Annotated in this window: 24 protein-coding genes; all 24 read left to right on the forward strand. The window is 37.6% G+C overall.

The genetic code is table 11. The annotated features are described in order from the left end of the window. The first annotated feature begins 3 nt into the window (after positions 1-3). The 24 genes from fliG (at position 4) to R2R35_RS22610 (ending at position 21,842) form a co-directional block, all read left to right on the forward strand. Positions 4-1,014 carry a flagellar motor switch protein FliG gene (fliG, locus tag R2R35_RS22495; RefSeq protein ID WP_317732092.1) on the forward strand — a complete coding sequence of 337 codons (1,011 nt, stop codon included), beginning with the start codon at positions 4-6 and terminating at the stop codon, positions 1,012-1,014. Next, positions 1,007-1,825: a FliH/SctL family protein gene (locus R2R35_RS22500; RefSeq protein WP_317732093.1), complete on the forward strand. Its 819-nt coding sequence runs from the start codon at positions 1,007-1,009 to the stop codon at positions 1,823-1,825. The genes fliG and R2R35_RS22500 overlap by 8 nt, the downstream gene beginning before the upstream one ends. A 78-nt stretch (positions 1,826-1,903) precedes the next feature. After that, positions 1,904-3,214, forward strand: a complete 1,311-nt coding sequence (gene fliI, locus R2R35_RS22505) for a flagellar protein export ATPase FliI (protein ID WP_317732094.1) — start codon at positions 1,904-1,906, stop codon at positions 3,212-3,214. Positions 3,215-3,249: 35 nt separating this feature from the next. Continuing rightward, the gene (gene fliJ / locus R2R35_RS22510; RefSeq protein WP_317732095.1) at positions 3,250-3,696 is read left to right on the forward strand and encodes a flagellar export protein FliJ; all 447 of its coding nucleotides are present in this window, start codon (positions 3,250-3,252) and stop codon (positions 3,694-3,696) included. 11 nt (positions 3,697-3,707) lie between these two features. Then, positions 3,708-4,484: a MotE family protein gene (locus R2R35_RS22515; protein ID WP_317732096.1), complete on the forward strand. Its 777-nt coding sequence runs from the start codon at positions 3,708-3,710 to the stop codon at positions 4,482-4,484. Positions 4,485-4,566: 82 nt separating this feature from the next. Next, entirely contained in the window at positions 4,567-5,967 is a 1,401-nt protein-coding gene (locus R2R35_RS22520; RefSeq protein ID WP_317732097.1) for a flagellar hook-length control protein FliK, read from the forward strand. An 18-nt stretch (positions 5,968-5,985) separates the two neighbouring features. Beyond that, positions 5,986-6,801, forward strand: a complete 816-nt coding sequence (locus R2R35_RS22525) for a flagellar hook capping FlgD N-terminal domain-containing protein (RefSeq protein ID WP_317732098.1) — start codon at positions 5,986-5,988, stop codon at positions 6,799-6,801. Positions 6,802-6,898: 97 nt separating this feature from the next. Then, the gene (locus R2R35_RS22530; RefSeq protein ID WP_033166706.1) at positions 6,899-7,294 is read left to right on the forward strand and encodes a TIGR02530 family flagellar biosynthesis protein; all 396 of its coding nucleotides are present in this window, start codon (positions 6,899-6,901) and stop codon (positions 7,292-7,294) included. Between the two features lie 77 nt (positions 7,295-7,371). Further along, on the forward strand, positions 7,372-8,853 hold the full coding sequence (locus tag R2R35_RS22535) for a flagellar hook protein FlgE (protein ID WP_317732099.1): 1,482 nt from the start codon (positions 7,372-7,374) through the stop codon (positions 8,851-8,853). Between the two features lie 135 nt (positions 8,854-8,988). After that, entirely contained in the window at positions 8,989-9,204 is a 216-nt protein-coding gene (locus tag R2R35_RS22540; RefSeq protein ID WP_317732100.1) for a flagellar FlbD family protein, read from the forward strand. Between the two features lie 17 nt (positions 9,205-9,221). After that, entirely contained in the window at positions 9,222-10,037 is an 816-nt protein-coding gene (locus R2R35_RS22545; RefSeq protein ID WP_317732101.1) for a motility protein A, read from the forward strand. After that, the gene (locus R2R35_RS22550) at positions 10,030-10,857 is read left to right on the forward strand and encodes a flagellar motor protein MotB (protein WP_317732102.1); all 828 of its coding nucleotides are present in this window, start codon (positions 10,030-10,032) and stop codon (positions 10,855-10,857) included. The genes R2R35_RS22545 and R2R35_RS22550 overlap by 8 nt, the downstream gene beginning before the upstream one ends. A 39-nt stretch (positions 10,858-10,896) precedes the next feature. Next, on the forward strand, positions 10,897-11,403 hold the full coding sequence (locus tag R2R35_RS22555; RefSeq protein ID WP_317732103.1) for a flagellar basal body-associated FliL family protein: 507 nt from the start codon (positions 10,897-10,899) through the stop codon (positions 11,401-11,403). Between the two features lie 70 nt (positions 11,404-11,473). Beyond that, the gene (fliM, locus tag R2R35_RS22560; RefSeq protein WP_317732104.1) at positions 11,474-12,451 is read left to right on the forward strand and encodes a flagellar motor switch protein FliM; all 978 of its coding nucleotides are present in this window, start codon (positions 11,474-11,476) and stop codon (positions 12,449-12,451) included. Between the two features lie 4 nt (positions 12,452-12,455). Further along, a complete protein-coding gene (gene fliY, locus R2R35_RS22565) occupies positions 12,456-13,580 on the forward strand; it encodes a flagellar motor switch phosphatase FliY (RefSeq protein ID WP_317732105.1) in 1,125 nt (374 codons plus the stop codon). Between the two features lie 123 nt (positions 13,581-13,703). Next, the gene (locus R2R35_RS22570) at positions 13,704-14,066 is read left to right on the forward strand and encodes a response regulator (RefSeq protein WP_033166700.1); all 363 of its coding nucleotides are present in this window, start codon (positions 13,704-13,706) and stop codon (positions 14,064-14,066) included. Next, the gene (locus tag R2R35_RS22575; protein WP_317732106.1) at positions 14,066-14,512 is read left to right on the forward strand and encodes a flagellar biosynthetic protein FliO; all 447 of its coding nucleotides are present in this window, start codon (positions 14,066-14,068) and stop codon (positions 14,510-14,512) included. The genes R2R35_RS22570 and R2R35_RS22575 overlap by 1 nt, the downstream gene beginning before the upstream one ends. Positions 14,513-14,523: 11 nt before the next feature. After that, positions 14,524-15,390, forward strand: coding sequence for a flagellar type III secretion system pore protein FliP (gene fliP / locus R2R35_RS22580; RefSeq protein WP_317732107.1), 867 nt, complete (start codon positions 14,524-14,526; stop codon positions 15,388-15,390). 18 nt (positions 15,391-15,408) lie between these two features. Continuing rightward, positions 15,409-15,684 (forward strand): flagellar biosynthesis protein FliQ, encoded by a 276-nt coding sequence (gene fliQ / locus R2R35_RS22585; protein ID WP_317732108.1) that lies wholly within the window; start codon positions 15,409-15,411, stop codon positions 15,682-15,684. Further along, a complete protein-coding gene (gene fliR, locus R2R35_RS22590) occupies positions 15,681-16,445 on the forward strand; it encodes a flagellar biosynthetic protein FliR (RefSeq protein ID WP_317732109.1) in 765 nt (254 codons plus the stop codon). Before fliQ ends, fliR begins: the two co-directional genes overlap by 4 nt. 31 nt (positions 16,446-16,476) lie before the next feature. After that, positions 16,477-17,580, forward strand: a complete 1,104-nt coding sequence (flhB, locus tag R2R35_RS22595; protein WP_317732110.1) for a flagellar biosynthesis protein FlhB — start codon at positions 16,477-16,479, stop codon at positions 17,578-17,580. A 124-nt stretch (positions 17,581-17,704) separates the two neighbouring features. Continuing rightward, positions 17,705-19,738 carry a flagellar biosynthesis protein FlhA gene (gene flhA, locus R2R35_RS22600; RefSeq protein ID WP_317732111.1) on the forward strand — a complete coding sequence of 678 codons (2,034 nt, stop codon included), beginning with the start codon at positions 17,705-17,707 and terminating at the stop codon, positions 19,736-19,738. Then, positions 19,738-20,961: a flagellar biosynthesis protein FlhF gene (flhF, locus tag R2R35_RS22605; protein WP_317732112.1), complete on the forward strand. Its 1,224-nt coding sequence runs from the start codon at positions 19,738-19,740 to the stop codon at positions 20,959-20,961. Before flhA ends, flhF begins: the two co-directional genes overlap by 1 nt. Continuing rightward, positions 20,961-21,842: a MinD/ParA family protein gene (locus tag R2R35_RS22610; RefSeq protein ID WP_317732113.1), complete on the forward strand. Its 882-nt coding sequence runs from the start codon at positions 20,961-20,963 to the stop codon at positions 21,840-21,842. Before flhF ends, R2R35_RS22610 begins: the two co-directional genes overlap by 1 nt.

A 21,842-nucleotide genomic window follows, 5' to 3' on the forward strand; every position in this document is an offset into this window, starting at 1 on the left:
AATATGTCAAAGAATTTAGAAATATCAGGCGTACAAAAAGCTGCAGTTCTCCTTATATCCTTAGGACCTGAGAAATCAGCAAGTATCTTTAAGCATTTAAAAGAAGATGAAATAGAGCAGTTAACACTGGAAATTGCAAATACCAGAAGTGTAAACCCTTCAACCAAGGAACAGGTGCTTGATGAATTTTATGAAATCTGTTTAGCACAGCAATATATTGCAGAAGGCGGTATTGCTTATGCAAAAGAACTGCTGGAAAAAGCACTTGGAGAAGACAAAGCAAAGGATGTTATTGGCAAGCTGACAGCCTCCTTGCAGGTTAGACCTTTTGAATTTGTCAGAAAAGCAGATGCAAGTCAGATGCTTAACTTTATTCAGGATGAGCATCCTCAGACCATAGCATTAATCCTTTCTTATCTATCCTCCAGTCAGGCTTCGGCTATTATTTCGGCACTTGCACCTGATAAGCAGGCCGATGTGGCAAAACGTATAGCGCAGATGGATCGTACCTCACCTGATGTAATCAAGGAAGTGGAAAGAGTACTGGAACGTAAATTATCCTCACTTGTCAATCAGGATTACACCATTGTCGGTGGTGTTGATTCTATCGTATCAATCTTAAATACTGTTGACAGAGGAACAGAGAAACACATTATGGAAACTCTGGAAATTGAAGAGCCTGAATTAGCGGATGAAATCAGAAGAAAGATGTTTGTATTTGAAGATATTCTTACGCTGGATGATCGTTCCATTCAGAGAGTTCTCCGTGAGGTTGATAATAATGAATTGGCAGTTGCCTTAAAAGCTTCCAATGAAGAAGTGCAGAATGTTGTATTTAATAACCTGTCAAAACGTCTTGCTGCAATGATCAGAGAGGATATGGAATTCATGGGTCCTGTACGTCTGAAAGATGTTGAAGAAGCGCAGCAGAAGATTGTTAATATTATTAGAAAGTTGGAGGACTCCGCTGAGATTATCATTTCCAGGGGTGGAGGTGATGAGATAGTTGTCTAATCTTATAAAATCCAGATATGTAGCATTAACCGGAGAAAATAAGTTTGTTGTGGATTCCAATGAAAGAAGTGAAGAATTCCGCATTATCAATTTTGCAAACAGACCGCAGGTACAGATTGTTAAGAAAGAAGAAACTGCTGCCACTGCTGAAGGTTTCGTACTTGGAATAGATGCACCCGTAATTGAAGAGGAAGAACCCAGGTTAAGTGAAGAAGAGCTTAGAATCCGGTTGGAGGATATGATCGCCAAGGCAGAAGAAGAAGCAGCCCTGATTCGTAGGACCGCAGAAGAAGAAAGCAGAGCCTATAGTAAAAAACTATTTGAGGAAGCTGAAAAAAACGGCTATGAAGCAGGACTTCAAAGAGGAATGCAGGAAGCTTTCATAAAGCAGAAGGAATACGAAGAGCAAAAGAGAAAACTTCTTGTTGAATATGAAGAAAAGGCTGCTTCTCTGGAGCCGGAATTTGCCGGTATTATGGCAAGGTTAATCGAAAAAGTAACCGGTGTATCTGTTGAAGATAAAACAGGAGTGATAACACATTTACTGCACCGGGCAATATTACATGGAGATAACAGTAAGTTCTATCATATAAAGGTATCAAAAGAGGATTATGAAGAGGTTTTGGCCTTTAAACCAAAATTGCTTGAAATTGTCAGCGAAAGCATTGAACTGGATATCGCGGTTGACAAGAACCTCTTAAAGAACCAGTGTATCATAGATATGGAAACCGGTATTGTGGATTGCAGTCTTGATACACAGTTAGAGAATCTGAGAAAAGATATTATATTACTTTCAAATGACAATCTATAATATTTATGAAAGCTCCACAGATTACTGGGAAGTGTGAAGGACTTCATAAGCAAAAATGATATGCGGGAAAGAGGTTATATGAGTTTAGCTGCTTTAAATAAATATGATATTTTGTTGGATAGAACTTATGAGAAGCAACTGGGTAAAGTCGTTAAAGTGGTAGGTCTTACCATTGAATCCATCGGACCGAAAGCGAATTTAAATGACCTTTGTATCATCGTTTCCTCCGATAAATCTCAGACCATTATGGCGGAGGTGGTAGGGTTTCGTGAAAACCGTATTCTGCTTATGCCTTATGACAGCATCGAAGGGGTAGGTGTCGGCAGCACGGTTGAGTCTACGGGCAGACCGTTAAATGTAGCAGTCGGCGATGACCTGCTTGGTAAGACACTGGATGGTTTGGGGAGAACCATTGATAAGTCGGAACTGAAAGCAACGGCAGAGTATTCGGTTGAAGCCCAGCCTCCGGACCCGTTAATGCGTAAGATCATAGATGAGGTATTGCCCTTAGGGGTAAAGGCAGTAGATGGTATGATAACTGTCGGAAAAGGACAAAGAATAGGAATCTTTGCCGGTAGCGGTGTTGGTAAGAGTACGCTTATGGGTATGTTTGCCAGAAATACAAAGGCGGATATTAATGTAATAGCCCTTATCGGTGAGCGAGGCAGGGAAGTAAGAGAGTTTTTGGAGAGAGATTTGGGAGAAGAAGGTATGCGGCGCTCGGTAGTTGTGGTAGCTACTTCCGATAAACCGGCTCTTATCAGAAACAAAGCAGCGAAAACAGCAACAGCTATTGCAGAATATTTCAGAGACCAGGGGAAAGATGTTCTCTTTATGATGGATAACCTTACAAGGTTTTCCATGGCTCAGCGTGAAATTGGTCTTGCCTCCGGTGAACCGCCTGTATCAAGAGGGTATCCACCAAGTGTTTACTCGGAAATGCCTAAATTATTAGAACGGGCAGGGAACTCGGACAAGGGTTCTATTACAGGCTTATATGCAGTTTTGGTAGATGGTGACGATTTCAACGAACCTATCACTGATACTGCCAGAGGTATACTTGATGGTCATATTATGCTGACCAGAAAAATGGCCAACAAGAATCATTATCCGGCCATAGATGTCCTGCAGAGTATTTCCCGTGTTATGTCAGCAGTAGCAACTTCAGAGCATAAAGAAGCGGCAGGTAAGTTGAAGAATGTTCTGGCTACCTATACAGAAGCAGAAGATCTCATAAATATAGGTGCTTATAAAAACGGCTCAAATAAAAATATAGATTATGCAATTACAAAGATAGAAGCGGTAAATAACTTTCTAAGACAGGGTGTTCATGAGAAATTTGATTTTGGCACGATAACAGAGGAGCTTCTAAGCTTATTTGAAGATTAGTGTACTCAGTGTGTCTTGCTGGGAAAGGTTGTTTAATGGCAAAGTTTATTTATAAGATGGAAAATATCCTGGGCATAAAATATAAAATGGAAGATCAGGCGAAAACAGCATATGGGCACGCCAGAAGAAAACTAATGAAAGAGGAAGAAAAGCTACTTCATTTGAGAAATTTATTAGAGGAATATATAAACAGAAATAAAGAGTCAAGAATGAAGAAGCTTGATATAAAGAAGTTAAGAGAATATACAGAGGCTGCAGAAGCCGTAAAGAAAGACATAAAGCTGCAGGAGCTGGCGGTAAAAAAAGCAGAACAGCAGGTTGAACTTGCAAGGCAAAAATTAAATCTTGCAATGCTGGAAAGAAAAACCCATGAAAAACTGAAGGAAAATGCAAAAGAAGTATTTTTTATGGAACTTGCTTCCGCTGAAAGAAAAGAAGTAGATGAGCTGGTAAGCTTTAAATATAATAATCCTACCAATTAGGAGGAATGGAAATGGCAAAGAAAAACGAAGGGGCAGAAGGCTCCGAGAAGGAAAGAAGTATCGGTAGCAGAATAATCGTTGCCTTAATAGTATTTTCTGTAATTTTAATATGGCTGGTTGTATTTGCTCTTTTGGTTAAATTAGATGTTAATGGGCTTGGTTCCTCTGTCCTCAGACCGTTAATCAAAGATATACCTGTTGTTAACAAGATTCTTCCTGAGGTTACAGAAGAGCAGATGGCATATGAAAATGATTACCCATATACCTCTTTAGAAGAGGCAATCGACAGAATCAAAGAATTAGAGGGTGAGGTCGAAGAGCTGACTGGAAGCAAAGAAGCATCTGATAAGACGATAACCGACCAGCAGGCTGAAATTGAAAAACTCAAAGTCTATGAAGCAGACCAAGAGGCCTTTGAAGCCAGGGTGAAGGAATTTGATGAAAAAGTAGTATTTGCCGATCAGGCACCCAGTATAGAAGAGTATAAAGCTTATTATGAAAGCATAGATCCCGCCAATGCGGAAGAAATCTACAGACAGGTTGTAGAGCAGCTGCAGTATTCAGAAGCGATTAAAGAAAAGGCTGAGATATACAGAAAAATGAAACCAGATGCAGCAGCGAAGATCTTAGAAACTATGACAGCAGATATTGATACAGTGGCACAAATGTTATTAAGTATGAGAGCTTCAGAAAGCTCGTCCATACTAGCTGCTATGGACACAACAGCTGCAGCAAAGATTACCAAGAAAATGATAGATATGGATGCGCAGCTGGCAGGTGATAATTAGGCTTAAGGTTTGTGCGGTCTCTTCAAGAAAAGGGCTGCACCTGCTTAAGTATAAATAATAAGAAGGAAAGGAGGAACTAAGTATGATGCAAAATGTGAAAGCAAGCCTAACACAAATATTTGCAGGTACAAGCAGCGGAAGTTCGGTTAATAATATTTCAAAAACCAGTCAGAAATCCTTTGATGATATAATTACAGGAAGCTTGAAGAACAATAAGGATAAGCTGGTGAGTAATGGACCGAATGAAAGGTCTGCTGCTGTAAAAGAATCGTCAGCTTCGTTGTCAGATAGTAAACAACCTAAAAAAGTATTGAATCAGGCGAATAAAGTATCGGGTAATGAAGCATCCAATAATACCATTACCCCAAATACGGAAGATGCAGCTCAAAGTGTAAATCAGCCTGAAGATGCTGTGGAAGCTGACAATGGAAATACAGATGCAGCAAATTTATTAAATCTTCAAAATTTAGGACTGACAAGTATTGAAGATATTTTGAATGCAATAAAAAGCAGCATCCAGAAAAAGTTGGGTATTTCAGAAGAAGATATGAACAAAGCGCTGGAAGCCCTGGGATTTACTCCGTTAAATCTGCTGGATGTAAATAATCTGAAGCAATTTCTCTTACAGGTAAGCAACAATGATGATAGTATGGCTTTTTTGACCAATGAAGATTTGGGTAATAACTTAAAAGAGCTGTTAAAGGTTTGCGATACCATCAAAGAACAATTTTCTATCTCGAAAGAGCAGATTCCCCTCTTAACACAACAAGCAGCGGAGATGAATACGGTTAATAGTACTATGAAAACGAACACTGCTGAAGTAAATTCTACAGGCCAGGAAGCGTTTGATATTACAGTCGTTAAGTCAATGAATTCAGAAGCTGCTGTGAGTTCAGAGGGCAGTAAAAAATCCGGTGATGGGAAAGCGGAGCATAATCTGTCGGCTTCAGAACTTATGATTCAAAATCTTGCTGTTAATACTGCTACACAAGATGTCGCTTTCAATGATCAGCTTGCCAGAACGCAGCAAATCAGAGAAATAACCAGTCAGATCTTAGAAGCTATCCGGATTAATATTAAACCTGAACAGACTTCTATGGAACTTCAATTAAATCCTGAAAATCTTGGACGAATCAACCTTACGGTAGTGGCAAAAGACGGAATTCTTACGGCTAAGTTTGTAACTGGAACGGAAACCGCAAAAGAAGCAATTGAGAGCCAGTTGCAGGTATTTAAAGAAAATTTAAATAACCAGGGTCTGAAAGTGGAAAATGTAGAAGTTACGGTATCTTATTCTGCCCTTGACCGTAAGAGTCAGGAATTTAGTGAGGGCGGCGGCAAAGAAGACCAGAACAAGCAAAAGAATAAGTTGTTCAAAGATATCAATCAGCTAAATGATACATTTTCTGATATTGATGAGACAGAAACCGCAGGAATTAATGATCTGGATGAAAATACAAGCAGCATTAATTATACCGTATAAGAAAAAGAAGGAGGAAGCATGAGCGTTCTCGGAGTATCAAATGGTAAAGTTGTTGATTCAAGTGCATCGACAACAACGAATACAACAGGAACTTCATCACTGGACAAAAATGCATTTTTACAGCTTTTAGTTACCCAGATGAAGTATCAGGATCCTTTGAATCCAAGTACGGATACGCAGTTTGTTCAACAGCTGGCTACTTTCTCACAGTTGGAGCAGATGCAGAATCTTAACCTTACGACTACCAACAATCAGGCTTTTGGTCTGGTGGGTATGGAAGTTGAGGTCAGTACAAAAGATTCCGCCGGAAAAGTTACCACAAAAACCGGTACAGTGGATTATGTAGTCATGAGCAATGGAACTGCAAAACTTGCGATTGATGGAAATTTATATACTCTTGATCAGGTTACAACAGTTCTTGACAGTAATTATGTGTTTGAAAAAGGGCTTCCCTATGTTACGAAAAATGTTGATACAACTTTTGATAAAGAGAAACCGGAAGATGTAACCTTTACAGTAAATTTAGGCTCCGGTAAAACTGTTGCAACAGATGTTGCGGTAATCATTAATAATACAGTTGTTGATTCTAAATATGTAAAGTTAGACGGAACGAAAGTAATAATCAGCAAGGAAGCATTAGAAAAGCTGGAAAACGGTACTTATAAACCTACCATTATGTTTAATGATGCGAACTACACAGTAGTGTCAAATCAGATTTCGATAACGGTTAAAGGAACTGTAGCAGAAGAGCCTGATAAAACCGAGGATGGAGATGGTTCCGGAGATGAAGGAGATGGCTCTGAGGATACAGGAAAGACCGGTACAGAAGATTAAAATGGATGAAGGAATGGATTCCGGAGCCAATATAACATAAGACTCAATAACTATTTACTGAATGCCCACATGGAGGTAGGCATAGAAAGAGGCTTATATGAATCAAATATCACAAACGAAATACTCTTCCATCGAGCAAATGACAGGACAACTGCTGAAAGGCAGACCGGTTAAGCAATCAAATCAACAAGATACGAAGGTTTCTTTTCAAAAGATTCTGGAAAGCCAGTATGTTGAACAAAATGCCGGTTTAAAATTTTCCAAGCATGCAAATGAAAGACTGCAGAGCAGAAATATTGATTTGTCCGAGGAGCAGCTTGAAAAACTGACAGCTGGTACAAAGAAAGCACAAGAAAAAGGAATCTCAGAATCCCTGGTAGTAGTTGATAATATCGCTTTCATTGTTAACGTAAAGAACAGTACTGTCATAACCGCACTTGATGAAGGAGAGGATAAGATATTTACTAATATAGACGGTGCCGTAATTATGTAAATGCCGGACCTTAGGGAGGCATTAAGGTCCTTGACTGACAGAGAGGACAGGCACATTAATAAGGAGGTCATTTCATTATGATGAGATCATTGTATTCCGGTATTTCCGGATTAAGTGTTCACCAGACGAAGATGGATGTTATCGGTAATAATATTGCCAACGTAAATACCGTTGGTTTTAAGGGCAGCAAAGTATCTTTTTCTGATGTATTCTATCAGACGATTCAAAGTGCTACAGGCCCTAATGAGACAACAGGTGCTGCCGGACAGAACGCCATGCAGATCGGTTTAGGCAGTACCGTTTCTTCTATTGTTTCATCGCCTAGTAAAACAGGTGGTGCACAAAGAACAGACAATCCCTTTGATATTATGATAAACGGAGATTCTTTCTTTGTTGTAAATCAAGGTGGTACAAATTATTTTACAAAAGCTGGTAACTTCAAGATTGATGGTAGTGGTACACTCGCTACCACAAGTGGTGGTACGGTAATGGGCTGGCAGGTTGATCCCAACGATCCGACAAAAACAGTAGCAGATGTAGTTTCACCTCTGAGAATTATGTCCCCTGAGAACTTGTATTCACCACCAGTTGCAACTACAGCGGTGACTATAAGCGGTAATATTGATAGTAAAGATACACAGCTTGCTATTGGTGGCAGTGGAAAGACAGTAAATATATCTTTTTACGATAGTTTGGGACAGGAATATAATGCAACAGTAAAATTGATGCACAATACTACTGGTACAGCACCAAATTTGACAGATGTTGATAATCAATATACAGTACAGCTTATGGATGTGTTGGATTCAAATGGAAAGAGTATCTACAAAACTGGATCTGGCACTGCTGCAGATCCCTATAAAGAGACATCAGTAAAACCTATAAGTTTTGGCGGTATCGATTACACACTGGATACAGCAACCGGAAAGCTTACTACAACCGGTGCCTTGCCGGTAATTACATTTAATGCCAATACCGGTAAATTTGTCAGTGCCATAGGTGCAGGAACAGATAATGGTACTGGAACTGACAGCAATAAGAGTCTGAATTTTTCTATTACTGATACATCCGCAGCAGGAAGCCCCTTCCATAATATAACGGTAGACTTGTCATCGATTACCACGTTTGGAGGAACTGGAAAGACTGCTCTTGACTTTACACCTGGTGACCTTGACAATAAAGGAGGTGGACGTAAAGCTGGTAATATGTCTGGACTCAGCGTTGACACTTCCGGTAAGATCTATGGTTCTTATGATAATGGTGATAGCAGGCTGTTAGGTCAAATAGCTGTTGCATCCTTTTCAAATCCGGCTGGTCTTGAAGCGGTTGGAGGAAATTTATTTGCACAAACACAGAACTCAGGTAAGTTTGATGGAATCGGTAAGGATGTATCAAGTGACGGCGGCAGCTTTACCACCGGTGTTCTTGAAATGTCCAATGTAGACCTGGCATCTGAGTTTACGGAAATGATAACAACTCAGAGAGGTTTCCAGGCAAATTCAAGAGTTATTACAACTTCAGATACTTTATTAGAGGAATTGATTAATCTCAAGCGTTAAAAGTAAATGAACAAATGGCAGTGGTTTGTGGCTGCTGCCATTTGTACTTAAGACATCGATGGCATACAAACTCATTGAAAATTAAGATATTTATCCCGATAATATATGCTTTACCGGAATGAAGGAGAAAAAAATATGATTAATGTTACCAAATTAAGCGGTGTCGAAATCACACTGAACTGCGACTTAATCGAGACAATTGAAGAAGTACCGGAAACGGTTATTACACTTAACAATGGGAAAAAAATACTGGTAAAAGAGAGTAGACAAGATGTGACGAATCTTATAAAATATTACAAGAAAGAACTTTTTTCCCAATATATTTCCCTGGATGAGGCGAAAAAAGACTAATAAGGTAGGTGAAAGATTTGAATTTATCATCCATTATAGGTTTGATGACAGGTATATTTTTGGTAGTTTTTGGTATTGCTTTTAATCAAACTACAATGAGTGTGCAATTTGGAACATTAGGTAATTTCTTTGATATTCCATCGATTATCATTACAATAGGTGGTACATTTACAACATTGCTGACAATGGAGAAAAGCCTGCAAAATTATTGGGGTAAATTGAAATCTATTGGTTTGATATTTAAAAACCCTTCGAATAATGTAAATGAAACAATTGCTCGTATTATTGAATTATCAAACACGGCAAGAAAAGAAGGATTATTATCACTGGAAGAATCAACTGCAAATTTAGGTGATGAATTCTTGAAAAGAGGAATCATGTTGATTGTAGATGGAACGGATCCTGAACTTGTTCGTAAAATACTAGATACTGAATTAAGCTATATAGAATCACGGCACAATGAAACAATTACCTTTTGGAAAAGAGTTGCTTCTATGGGTCCAGCTTGGGGTATGATTGGTACATTAATTGGACTCGTTAATATGTTAAAAAACATGTCAGATGCATCGAGTATAGGTGGTGATATGGCAGTGGCATTAATTACAACTTTTTATGGTTCAGTAATAGCAAATTTATTAGGTATCCCAATTGCCAATAAGTTAAAACTACTTCATGATGCTGAAATACAGGAAAAAGAGTTGATGGTAGAAGGAATACTGAGTATTCAAGCAGGAGAAAATCCATCTATTATAGAAGAAAAACTAAAATCCTTTATTAGACCCTCATTGCGTAAGGCAGGGGAAAATGATGTGAGGGGTGAAGTGATTGAGTAGAAGAAAAATGGATGATAACGAGGAAAATGATGCACCATGGTTAAATACCTTCGCTGATTTAATGAATCTATTACTTTGTTTTTTTGTATTGCTTTTTGCAGCCTCTAATGTTGACTCGGATAAGTATCAAGCTATTTCTGATTCAATGTCAAAGGGAATAGGTTTTTTTTCTGGTATTAATACGCCTATAATAAATGATGATAATGGTAATAAAATATCTCATGGAGAAAATGACGGAGGATATAATGATTCTTTGATACCTAAGAAAGAAAGCTCATCGGAAGTTGGTTCAGAATCAAAATCAAACGATCAGCAACTAACGGATGTAGAAGAAAAATTACAGCAAAGAAATAAAGAACAGACGATGGAAATGTATGAGAATATAAGCAATTTAGCGGAAGAATATGATATTGACAATGACGTTGTGATTATAACGGACTCTAATTATCGCTATGTGCAGATTTCAATAAGTGGATCGATTCTATTCGATTCAGGAAAAGCAGAAATAAAAAAAGAAGCTATTCCACTTTTTAATAAATTAGGTGATGTTTTACAAAGCTATAAAAACTATCACATAGAATTAGAAGGACATACCGATAATAGACCTATGAGAAGTAATGCATATCCGGATAATAATTGGTTGTCTTCTGCCAGAGCTTTAAATGCCGCAACTTATCTTATAAATGAAAAAGGCATGAGTCCTGATACCTTAAGCTGGTCAGGAAGAGGAGAGTATGATCCGGTTGCCAGTAATTCCTCGGAAGAAGGAAGGGCAAAAAACAGGCGTGTTGAAATAAAAATTTATAATAAATATAATTAATACGTAAGGTAAATGCCCTTAGGGCAGATGGGAGACATTATGAAAAAGAACTTCTTAACGGTCATTATCCTAAGTTTGGGAATACTTAACATGATTCTTACTGCAGTCATTGTGTTTGCTGTAGTGCCAACAACAATGAGGACCAATGAGCTGATATCAAAGGTAGCAACTACGATTGATTTGGAGATCAATGGATCACCGGATAGCAAATCAATCAGTATTGAAGATATCGAGAACTATAAATTGAGCAAAGATCTTACCATAAATCTAAAAAGGGGAACTGATAATATATCACATTATGCATTGGTCACTGCTTCCTTATCACTGAATAAAACCTCAGAAGATTATGAAAGATTGCAGCCTTTGGTTTCAACAAATGAAACAAAGATAAATGAGTTTTTTCAAAATGAATTTTCAAAGTATACAATGGATCAGGTCGGGGAGAAAAAAGAAGAAATCAAAAATAGTGTCTTGGCCGAATTACAGCAATATTTCGAGTCAGAAGATTTTATAATCGGAGTCTCGATTGAATATGTTACACAATAAACAATTTGATGATTTTAGTAGAAGTTTGTGATATTATGGTATTGAGTAATCACCCCGGGAGGTAGTGGCAATGGGCGACGTCTTGTCTCAAAATGAGATTGACAACCTGCTTAAAGCATTAAGCAGTGGGGAATTGGATGCAGAAGAGTTTAAAGGCAGTGGCGAGAAAGTAGTTAAAAATTATGATTTTGCCAGACCCTCCAAGTTTTCAAAGGAACATCTTAGGACATTGGAAATTATATTTGAACATTATGGGAGATTGCTTTCTACACATTTACCGGCCTATTTTCGTAAAAATGTCCAGATCGAAGTTGTAAGTTCAGAGGCAGTTGCTTATTCTGAATTCAGCAACGCCCTTTCAAACCCTGTATTATTGGGAATAGTGGATTTTTCACCATTAGAGGGAAATATTATTATAGAAATTGCGGACAATCTAGGTTATGCAATGGTAGATCGTATGTTGGGCGGCACAGGGGTACCACTGGAGAAAGCAAGAGATTTCACAGAGATTGAATTGATTATTATGGAAAGAATATTTAATCTGTGTACCAATCTCCTGAGTGAACCATGGGATACAGTTGTGCATCTGGAACCGAGACTGACAAGAATAGAAACAAATTCACAGTTTGCTCAGATAATCGCACCCAGTGAAATGACTTCCATCATTACTATGAACATTAAGATAGGTAATGTAGAAGGAATGATGAATGTATGCCTGCCTTATGCATGTCTGGAAAGTGTTATAGATAAATTGAATACAAAATATTGGTTCTCAACAATGCAGGTTAAAGATGATGAATCCTATAAAGATCTTATTGAGCTGGCAATTGCCAAGGCAAAAATTCCAATTAAAGCGATACTTGGAAAAAGTACAATTTCAGTAAATGATTTTCTTGGCCTGCAGGTAGGAGATATTATTAAGTTAAACACCAAAGTAGAAGATGAATTAGAAATCTATGTTGGTAATTTGGATAAATTCAAAGCATTGCCAGGTGCGTCTTCGGATGCTTATGCAGTGAGAATTTCATCAATAATCAGGGAGGAGTAATAATATGGATGGTATGTTATCTCAAGAAGAGATAAATGCACTTCTCAGTGGTATGAGTACGGACACTGGAAGCGCTGGTTCTGATGATGGTTCAAATGTGCTGTCAGACGCAGAAAAAGATGCAATTGGTGAAATTTCCAATATAAGTATGGGAACAGCAGCAACCACCCTTTCATCATTAGTTAATCAGAAGGTTGTAATAACTACTCCGGTTGTTTCTTATGCAACCTGGAATGATTTAACGGAATCCTATGACAGACCATGTGTCTTTATTCAGATTTATTATAAAGATGGGCTGGATGGAAACAATATTCTTATATTAAAAGAATCTGATGTGAAAATAATCACAGATTTGATGATGGGCGGTGACGGCACCAATATCACCGGAGAACTATCGGAATTGCATCTTAGTGCTATCAGTGAGGCAATGAATCAGATGATGGGCTCCGCGTCTACGTCAATTTCAGCAATGCTGGAGAAAAGAGTGGATATAACCCCTCCCATTTCAACATTAGTTGATCTGAATGAATCCATAGACGGATCCGATATAGCACCTTTTCTAAAAGACACCTTTGTTAAAGTATCTTTTAAAATGGAGATAGGGGATTTAGTTGACAGCGAGCTTATGCAGTTATATCCTTTTCATCTGGCAAGAGAACTTTACAGTAATTTTACAAAAGGGGAGCAGAAACCTGAGCCTGAACCGCAGCCTGTAAAACAAGCACAACCCGAAGCTATGCCGGTTAACAATCAGGCTGTACCGACACAGCAGGTACAGATACCTTATCCGCAGATGCAGACGCCGATGTACCAGGTGCCATATCCTGCACCGGATGTTAATGTAGCACCGGCTCAATTCCAGACCTTTACGGTACCTCAACAGGTTACAAATCAGCCTGAGAATATAAATTTAATTATGGATGTTCCACTGGAAGTAACAGTTGAGCTAGGAAGAACAAATAAATCAATTAAGGAAATCTTAGACTTTACACCCGGAACTATCATCGAACTTAACAGGCTGGCAGGTGAACCGATTGATGTTCTTGTAAATGGTAAATTCGTAGCAAAGGGTGAGGTTGTAGTAATAGAAGAATCCTTCGGAATTAGAGTGACAGAGATTATAAAATAATAAAAACAATTTGAAAAGCTGTTTATATCCTGTTAATATTGTATTTATTGTATGAGGGATTTTGTTATCGGGTTATTAGTGATATTATCTATTATTTAAAACACACATGATAGGAGAATAAAAATGGGCAAGAGTATTTTAATATGTGACGATGCTGCTTTTATGAGAATGATGATTAAGGATATTTTAAGCAAGAATGGTTATACAATCGTAGGTGAAGCGGAAAATGGAGCAAAAGCGGTTGAAAAATATAATGAAACGAAACCGGACCTGGTGATGATGGATATCACGATGCCTGAGATGGATGGAATCCAGGCACTCAAAAAAATCAAAGCACAAGATCCGTCTGCCAATATTATTATGTGCTCCGCAATGGGACAGCAGGCAATGGTTATTGAATCAATACAGTCAGGGGCAAAGGATTTTATCGTAAAACCTTTTCAGGCAGACAGAGTACTGGAAGCCGTTAAGAAGGCCGTGGGCTAATGAATATATTTCTGGCTAAGATGTCGGATTTAAATAACGTCTTTCAGCTTATAGGTGTTACTTTTCTTTTCCTGTTTGTCTTGGTGATTACTTATGTAACCACCAAACTTATAGGAGGAATCAAAGCGGGTACTTTAACAGAAAGCAATTTTAAAGTAATAGATACTTATAAAGTTACACAAAATAAGTATATGCAGATTATAAAGATAGGATCTAAATACTTTGTAATTGCTGTCTGTAAAGATACGATACAGATGATTACCGAACTAAAAGAAGAAGAAATTGTTCTCAAAGAGAAAAACAATAAAACCAATATTAGTTTTCAGGAAATCCTGAAAACAATTAAGAAACAAAATGAGAAAGTAGAAAATACAGGTGATACAGCAACAGACTTGTCGAAGTCCCAGGAATCTCTGGAGACATCAGATGAGAATCATCACCAATAAGGTTGGTATGCATGGAGACAAGGAATAGAAGGATATTGAAAAGACTGGTATGTATTATCTTTATTTTATTCATTACCGGTATATTAACCACTAAAATGGCTGTTCCTGTGCTTGCAGCACAGACTGATGGAACGACAGATACCAATACAACCAATAATACGGGTACCGGAACGGGAACCGATAATAATTTAAACGGCCAGATAGGGCCGTTTCAATTTAATCTGGATACAGGATCCGATAATGGAGGTCTGACCTCCACACTTCAGATTATGCTGGTGATTACACTGATTTCACTGGCACCGTCCATTTTGATTATGGTCACATCATTTACCAGAATAATTATTGTATTGCACTTCGTAAGATCTGCACTGGGTACACAGACCACTCCACCGAATCAGGTGCTTATAGGACTCGCGTTATTTCTGACCTTCTTTATCATGTCGCCAGTTTTTACAACTATCAATGACAATGCCATCAAACCGTTGACGGCAGGGGATATAACCCAGGAAGAAGCTTTTGAGGCAGGAATAAAACCTCTAAGAGATTTTATGATGGAAGAAGGCAATACCAGGCCACAGGATTTAAGACTATTTATGGATATTGCGCAAATCGGTACAGTTGATAATTTAGATGAGATTCCTATGACAGTTGTTATACCTGCTTTTATTATAAGTGAATTAAGAGCTGCATTTATTATTGGATTCTTAATCTATATACCCTTTATTATCATTGATATGGTAGTGGCCTCAACATTGATGTCTATGGGTATGATGATGCTTCCTCCCACGACCATATCTATGCCCTTTAAGATATTACTGTTTATCTTAGCAGATGGATGGAATCTGGTTATTGGAACACTTGTAAAGACCTTTTATTAGTAGAAAGCTGGTGGTTTTATGAATGAAAATATAGTAATTGATATTATCAGAGATGCGCTTTGGACCATTATAAAAGTATCTGCCCCCATGCTTTTGGTATCCCTGGTTGTAGGTCTTGTAGTAAGTATATTACAGACTATCACCTCTATACAGGAACAGACCCTCACATTTGTTCCTAAGTTTGTGGCAATTTTCCTGGTAATCATGCTTTTTGGAAGTTGGATTATGACAGAAACAAGGGACTTCTTTATAGATTTAATGAATAATATGCAGTATTTTATCAGAAGTGTATGACATTTTCGATTAATGGATTTGATGCATTTTTATTAATTCTTGTGAGGATATCGGCATTTATTATCGTTGCCCCTTTTTTCAGTGTAACTAATGTCCCTAGAAGAGTAAAAGCAGGATTTTCCTTTCTGTTGGCAATTATCATTTTCCAGGTAATTGATGTTGATATCGAATACAGTACCGTATTTGGTTTTGCGGCTTTAATAGTGAAGGAAGCTCTTACTGGTTTGATTATTGGATTTTTTGCAAACTTAAGCTATTATATTATTAACTTTGCCGGGCAGTTAATGGATATGGAAATCGGTTTTTCTATGGTAAATATATTTGATCCAATAGCAAATGTACAGACCACTATAACCAGTAATCTGTATTCCTATTCGATCATGCTCATGCTTTTTGTCACGGATATGCATCTATATATTATCAAAGCTTTTTCGGATACGTATAGTATTATTGCTGTTGGACAATCCGATATAAATCCTAATCTATATCTTTTAATGGTAGATTTTATGAAAAATTATTTTATCATAGGTTTTCGAATTGTTCTTCCTGTTTTTGCTGCGATGCTCATCGTAAACACTATCCTTGCAATTTTAGCAAAAGTTGCTCCGCAGATGAACATGTTCGTTATTGGTTTCCAATTGAAAATAATGACAGGTTTGCTGATACTTTTTCTGCTGACAAAGTTTTTACCAACAGTTTCAGGATTCATTTTTAATGAAATGATTGATATGATGAAGGCAGCAATTTATGCATTGAAATAATGATTTTTTCTGGGTTAAGGGAGGCATTGCATTGAATAGATTATTGGCCTATAATCTGCAGTTTTTTGCTGAAGGACCAGGTGAGAAAACCGAAGATCCCACCCCCAAAAAGCTAGGTGATGCCAGAGAAGAAGGTCAGGTAGCCAGAAGTACCGATCTAATAACAGCTTCTGCCTTGATTGCCTTATTTCTGACATTGAAAATTTTTGTTGGAAGAATAGGAAACCAGTTTATTGAAGCTTTTTATGAATTCTATGGTAATATTGTTAAAGTAACGGATGATGATTTCCACATAGTAACAGCGAATGCTCTATTAAGAGAAAGTATCTATCGGATATTACTCATTTTGTTACCCATTTTTGTAATCGCAGTTATGGTAGTTATTGTTGTAAATGTTTTTCAGGTTAAATGGAAAGTAACTACGAAACCTTTAAAGCCAAAACCGGATAAATTTAACCCCATCAAGGGGTTTAAGAAAATATTTTCCAAAGACAAATTAGTAGATACCTTTAAAGAAGTATTAAAAATATTAGCTATCATGTATATAGCATATAACACCCTGATAGACTACAGCGGGGATTTGCAAAAGCTTTACGACATGGAATTAATCCAGGCTGTTGAGTTTATCGGAGATATCGTAATAAAATTAGGTTTGAATATAAGTATAGTCTTTCTTATAATAGGAATGGCTGATTATATATATCAAAAGTTCAAGTTTAAAAAAGAAATGAGAATGTCCAAGCAAGAAGTGAAGGATGAGTATAAGCAATCAGAAGGTGACCCTCATATCAAAGGAAAGATCAAAAATAAAATGAGGGAGATATCACAAAGGAGAATGATGCAGATGCTTCCGGAAGCAGATGTTGTCATTACGAATCCAACGCATTTTGCAACAGCTATAAAGTATGATAAGGATACTGGCGAAGCACCGGTTCTCGTGGCAAAAGGAGCTGATTTCCTGGCACAGAAAATAAAAGAGGTCGCGAGAGAAAATCATATTGAGATTGTTGAAAACAAACCTTTGGCAAGAATGCTTTATTATAATGTTGAAATCGGTAATGAGATTCCGCCGGAATTATACCAGATGACAGCAGAAGTACTTGCTTATGTTTATAATCTTAAAAATAATAATTAATTGGATAGAAGCAAAGAACATGTTTCTATCATCGGATGTACGGCAGTACAACGCTGCCTTTTATCAGAAATGAGAAAAGTGTTTTCTGATAAGCCATACTATATAAATTCAGGGGGCAATATCCATGAGAAAGACAGACATGGCTGTAGGTATTTACTTGCTGGCAGCAATTATATTCTTGATTATACCTATTCCTCATTTATTACTGGATATATTACTGGCACTTAATATATCGGTATCAATGATTGTTCTTTTTAATGCCTTATTTTCGAAAGAGGTATTAAATATGTCTGCATTTCCGACTATTCTGTTATTCACAACTATTTTCAGGGTTTCCTTAAATGTATCCGCCATGAGATTAATACTAAAAGATGGTGAGGCCGGTGGAGTTATACAGACTTTTGGTAACTTCGTAGGTGGTGGTGACGCTATTATTGGTATTATTGTATTTGTTATACTGATTCTGGTTCAGTTTATCGTTATCAATAAAGGATCTGAACGTGTTGCCGAAGTAACGGCAAGATTTACCCTGGATGCGATGCCTGGTAAGCAGATGGCTATTGACGCAGATTTAAATACAGGTGCAATCAATGATGTACAGGCGAAAGAAAGACGTGAGAAAATACAACAGGAATCAAGCTTTTTCGGAGCAATGGATGGTGCTACCAAGTACGTTAAAGGTGATGCCATTGTTGGTCTTATCATTGTATTGATAAATTTTGTAGGCGGTTTAGCCATCGGCTCCTTTAGAGGCGGTATGGATATAGCAGAGGCCTTTGATAAATATACAATTCTTACCATTGGTGAAGGACTTGTAAGTCAGATACCTTCCCTTCTTATTTCACTTTCAACCGGTATTATTGTTACGAAAGCTACAAAAGATGCAGATATTGGAGATATCCTGGTTAAACAGTTATTCTCTATCCCCAAGGTTCTTTATATTGTAGGCGGTGCGTTAATCTTCTTAGGTATTATGACACCTTTAAATGATCTGGTTTTCTGCGCTTACGGTGTGGTGTTCATTATTTGTGGAAGGACCATGGCTGGCAGAATGGAAGTAGAGGATATTGAAAGTGCTGCTGCGATGGAAGAGGAAAGCGGAGATGAGATCAGAAGACCTGAAAATGTTGTCAACCTCTTACAGGTTGATCCCATTGAACTGGAATTTGGTTATGGTATCATTCCTTTAGCAGATGTTAACCAGGGCGGTGATCTTCTTGACAGAGTAGTTTTGATACGTAGACAGATTGCCTTAGAGTTAGGCTGTGTTGTTCCAATCATTCGTTTAAGAGATAATATTCAGTTGAATCCCAATCAATATCTTGTTAAAATTAAAGGAATCCCCCTCAGTGAAGGTGAAATACTTTTTGACCATTATATGGCAATGAATCCCGGTTATGTAGAAGAAGAGATCACAGGAATTCCTACCTTTGAGCCATCCTTCCATTTACCGGCCATCTGGATAACTGAAAATCAGAGGGAGCGTGCAGAATCTTTAGGTTATACCGTTGTAGATCCTCCGTCGATCATTGCTACTCATCTTACGGAAGTTATCAGAAGCCATATATTCGAATTACTGACCAGGCAGGATGTACAAAATCTTATCAACAATATTCAGGAAGCAAATGGTACTCTTGTTCAGGAACTTGTTCCAAAGCTTCTTAGTGTAGGTGAGATACAAAAAGTTCTGCAGAATCTGTTAAAAGAAGGCATATCTATCAGAGATCTTATAACGATTTTTGAAACCCTGGCGGATTATGCACCAACTACGAGAGATACAGATGTCCTTACGGAATATGTTCGTCAGAGTCTGAAGAGAGCAATAAGCAATAAATACTTCCCGTCCTCTGAAGTTACCAGCGTAGTTACACTGGATCCAAAGGTAGAACAGGACATTATGGGAAGTGTAAAACAAACAGAACAGGGTGCTTATCTCACCTTGGATCCCGAAAGAACAAGAGATATCATGAGTTCTGTGGAAGAGGAAATTCAAAAGCTGGAGAACATAGGAAAGAATCCGATTATTATTACTTCTCCTATTGTAAGAATGTATTTTAAAAAGCTGACACAGGATTATTTTAAAGATCTTATCGTAATATCCTATAATGAAATAGAATCAAATGTTGAATTACAATCGGTAGGGATGGTGACTGTATAGTGATTATTAAAAAATATCAGGCAGAAACAGAGACGGAAGCGATTCTTCTGGCAAAGAATGAGCTGGGTAAAGATGCCATCGTAATGAATATTAAGACCATTTCGCCCAAGGGGGTATACAGACTTTTTCGTAAACCATCTGTTGAGATAACAGCGGCAGTGGATGATACCGGTATATTATCAGGCGGAAAGAAAGAAGCTGAAAATAATCCCCCTAATATAAAGTCGTCTTTTTTTACAAATACTTCATTAGAAAGTAGCCTTGTTGACAAGAATTCAGCAATGAAAAGCAGTTCCTTTACGGAGGATGCTTCAGCCATTGAAAAAAAACTCAACAGTCTTCAGGAATTGCTGGAGAAACAATTGCTGGAACGACAGAGCGAGAAAAAAGAACCGGAAGAAAACAAGCAAAAAGATCCGGAAGAGCAAAAAAGAGAAGCTTGTATACAGCTTGTATATGACCAATTGTTAAGAAATGAAGTAGATGAAAAGTTTGTAACCCAACTGGTAGCGGAAATAGAAAATAAGATTACAAAAGATATTACAATAGATAATATTTTATCTCATGTATATCAGAAAATCATATTAAAACTTGGTCAGCCAAAAACTATTGAAGTACAAGAAAATAAGTGTAAATTCATATTTTTTATCGGACCGACTGGAGTCGGTAAAACAACGACCATTGCAAAGATAGCATCAGATCTTAAGCTAAACAGAAAGTTAAAGGTTGCTATGTTGACCTCTGATACCTATCGTATCGCAGCTGTTGATCAGTTAAGAACCTATGCGAATATCCTTGGGATACCTATGAAAGTAATCTATACGGAAGAAGAAATGATAAGTGCCAGAGAAGAGCTTCTTGATTATGATATCGTACTTGTGGATACAGCAGGACGTTCACATAAGAATAGACAACAAAGAGATGATGTCGAAAGACTGCTTGGTACGGTAACAGAGGATGAAAAAGAAATATATCTGGTATTAAGTGCTACTACGAAATACAAAGATTTGATTCGTATTACAGAGAATTACTCTGAGATTACCAACTATCGCTTAATCTTTACGAAATTGGATGAAACAATTTCAGTAGGAAATATTTTGAATATCAGGATGCTGACGAATGCTGAGCTTTCCTATGCCACTTGCGGACAGAATGTTCCCGATGACATCGGCAAGATTGACACACAAGAAACTGCGAAGAAACTTTTAGGAGGTTTTGAGTAATGGATCAGGCAGAGCAGCTTCGAAATATTGTTAAAAAACAGAGTTTGCCTGATAAACTAGCCAGGGTAATAACAGTTACAAGCGGAAAAGGCGGTGTAGGCAAATCTAATTTAGCTGTTAATTTAGGTATTCAATTAACCCGATTAGGTAAACGGGTTGTAATACTGGATGCTGATTTTGGACTTGCAAATGTTGAGGTTATGCTTGGCATAAGGCCAAAACACAGTCTTGCAGATTTAATTTACGGAAATAAGACACTTCAGGAAATCATAACAAAAGGACCGGAAGATCTGATGTTCATATCAGGGGGATCTGGAATACAGGAAATGTCTGATATTACGAAAGGCCAATTGGACTTTCTTAACCGTAAACTATATGAATTAGATGAAATCGCCGATATCATTATAATTGATACAGGTGCAGGTATAACCGGCAGTGTATTGGAATTTGTTATTGCCAGTGAAGAAGTTCTGTTGGTGATAACGCCTGAGCCTACATCAATAACAGATGCGTATGCCTTATTAAAGGTATTGAATAAGAAACCTGAATTTAATTCAGAACAGACATCCATAAAGATGATTTCAAATCGAATCAATACACTGGAAGAAGGCCGCAGTTTATATAATAAGATGAATCTGGTGGTCGAAAAATTTTTAACAGTTAAGCTGGAGTATCTGGGAGGAATACCACAGGATGCCAATGTTTCGAAAGCGGTCATGCAGCAGAAGCCTTATTCCATCTTGTATCCTAATTCACCCTCTGCCAAAGCAGTATCGGCATTGGCCGCCTCACTCTGTAATGGAGTTCCGGTTAATAAACAGGAACGGAGAGGTTTTGCCAATTTATTTACAAGTCTGATTCATCGCAGGACAAACAAATAG

Source organism: Anaerocolumna sp. AGMB13020, assembly GCF_033100115.1.
GTDB lineage: Bacteria > Bacillota > Clostridia > Lachnospirales > Lachnospiraceae > Anaerocolumna.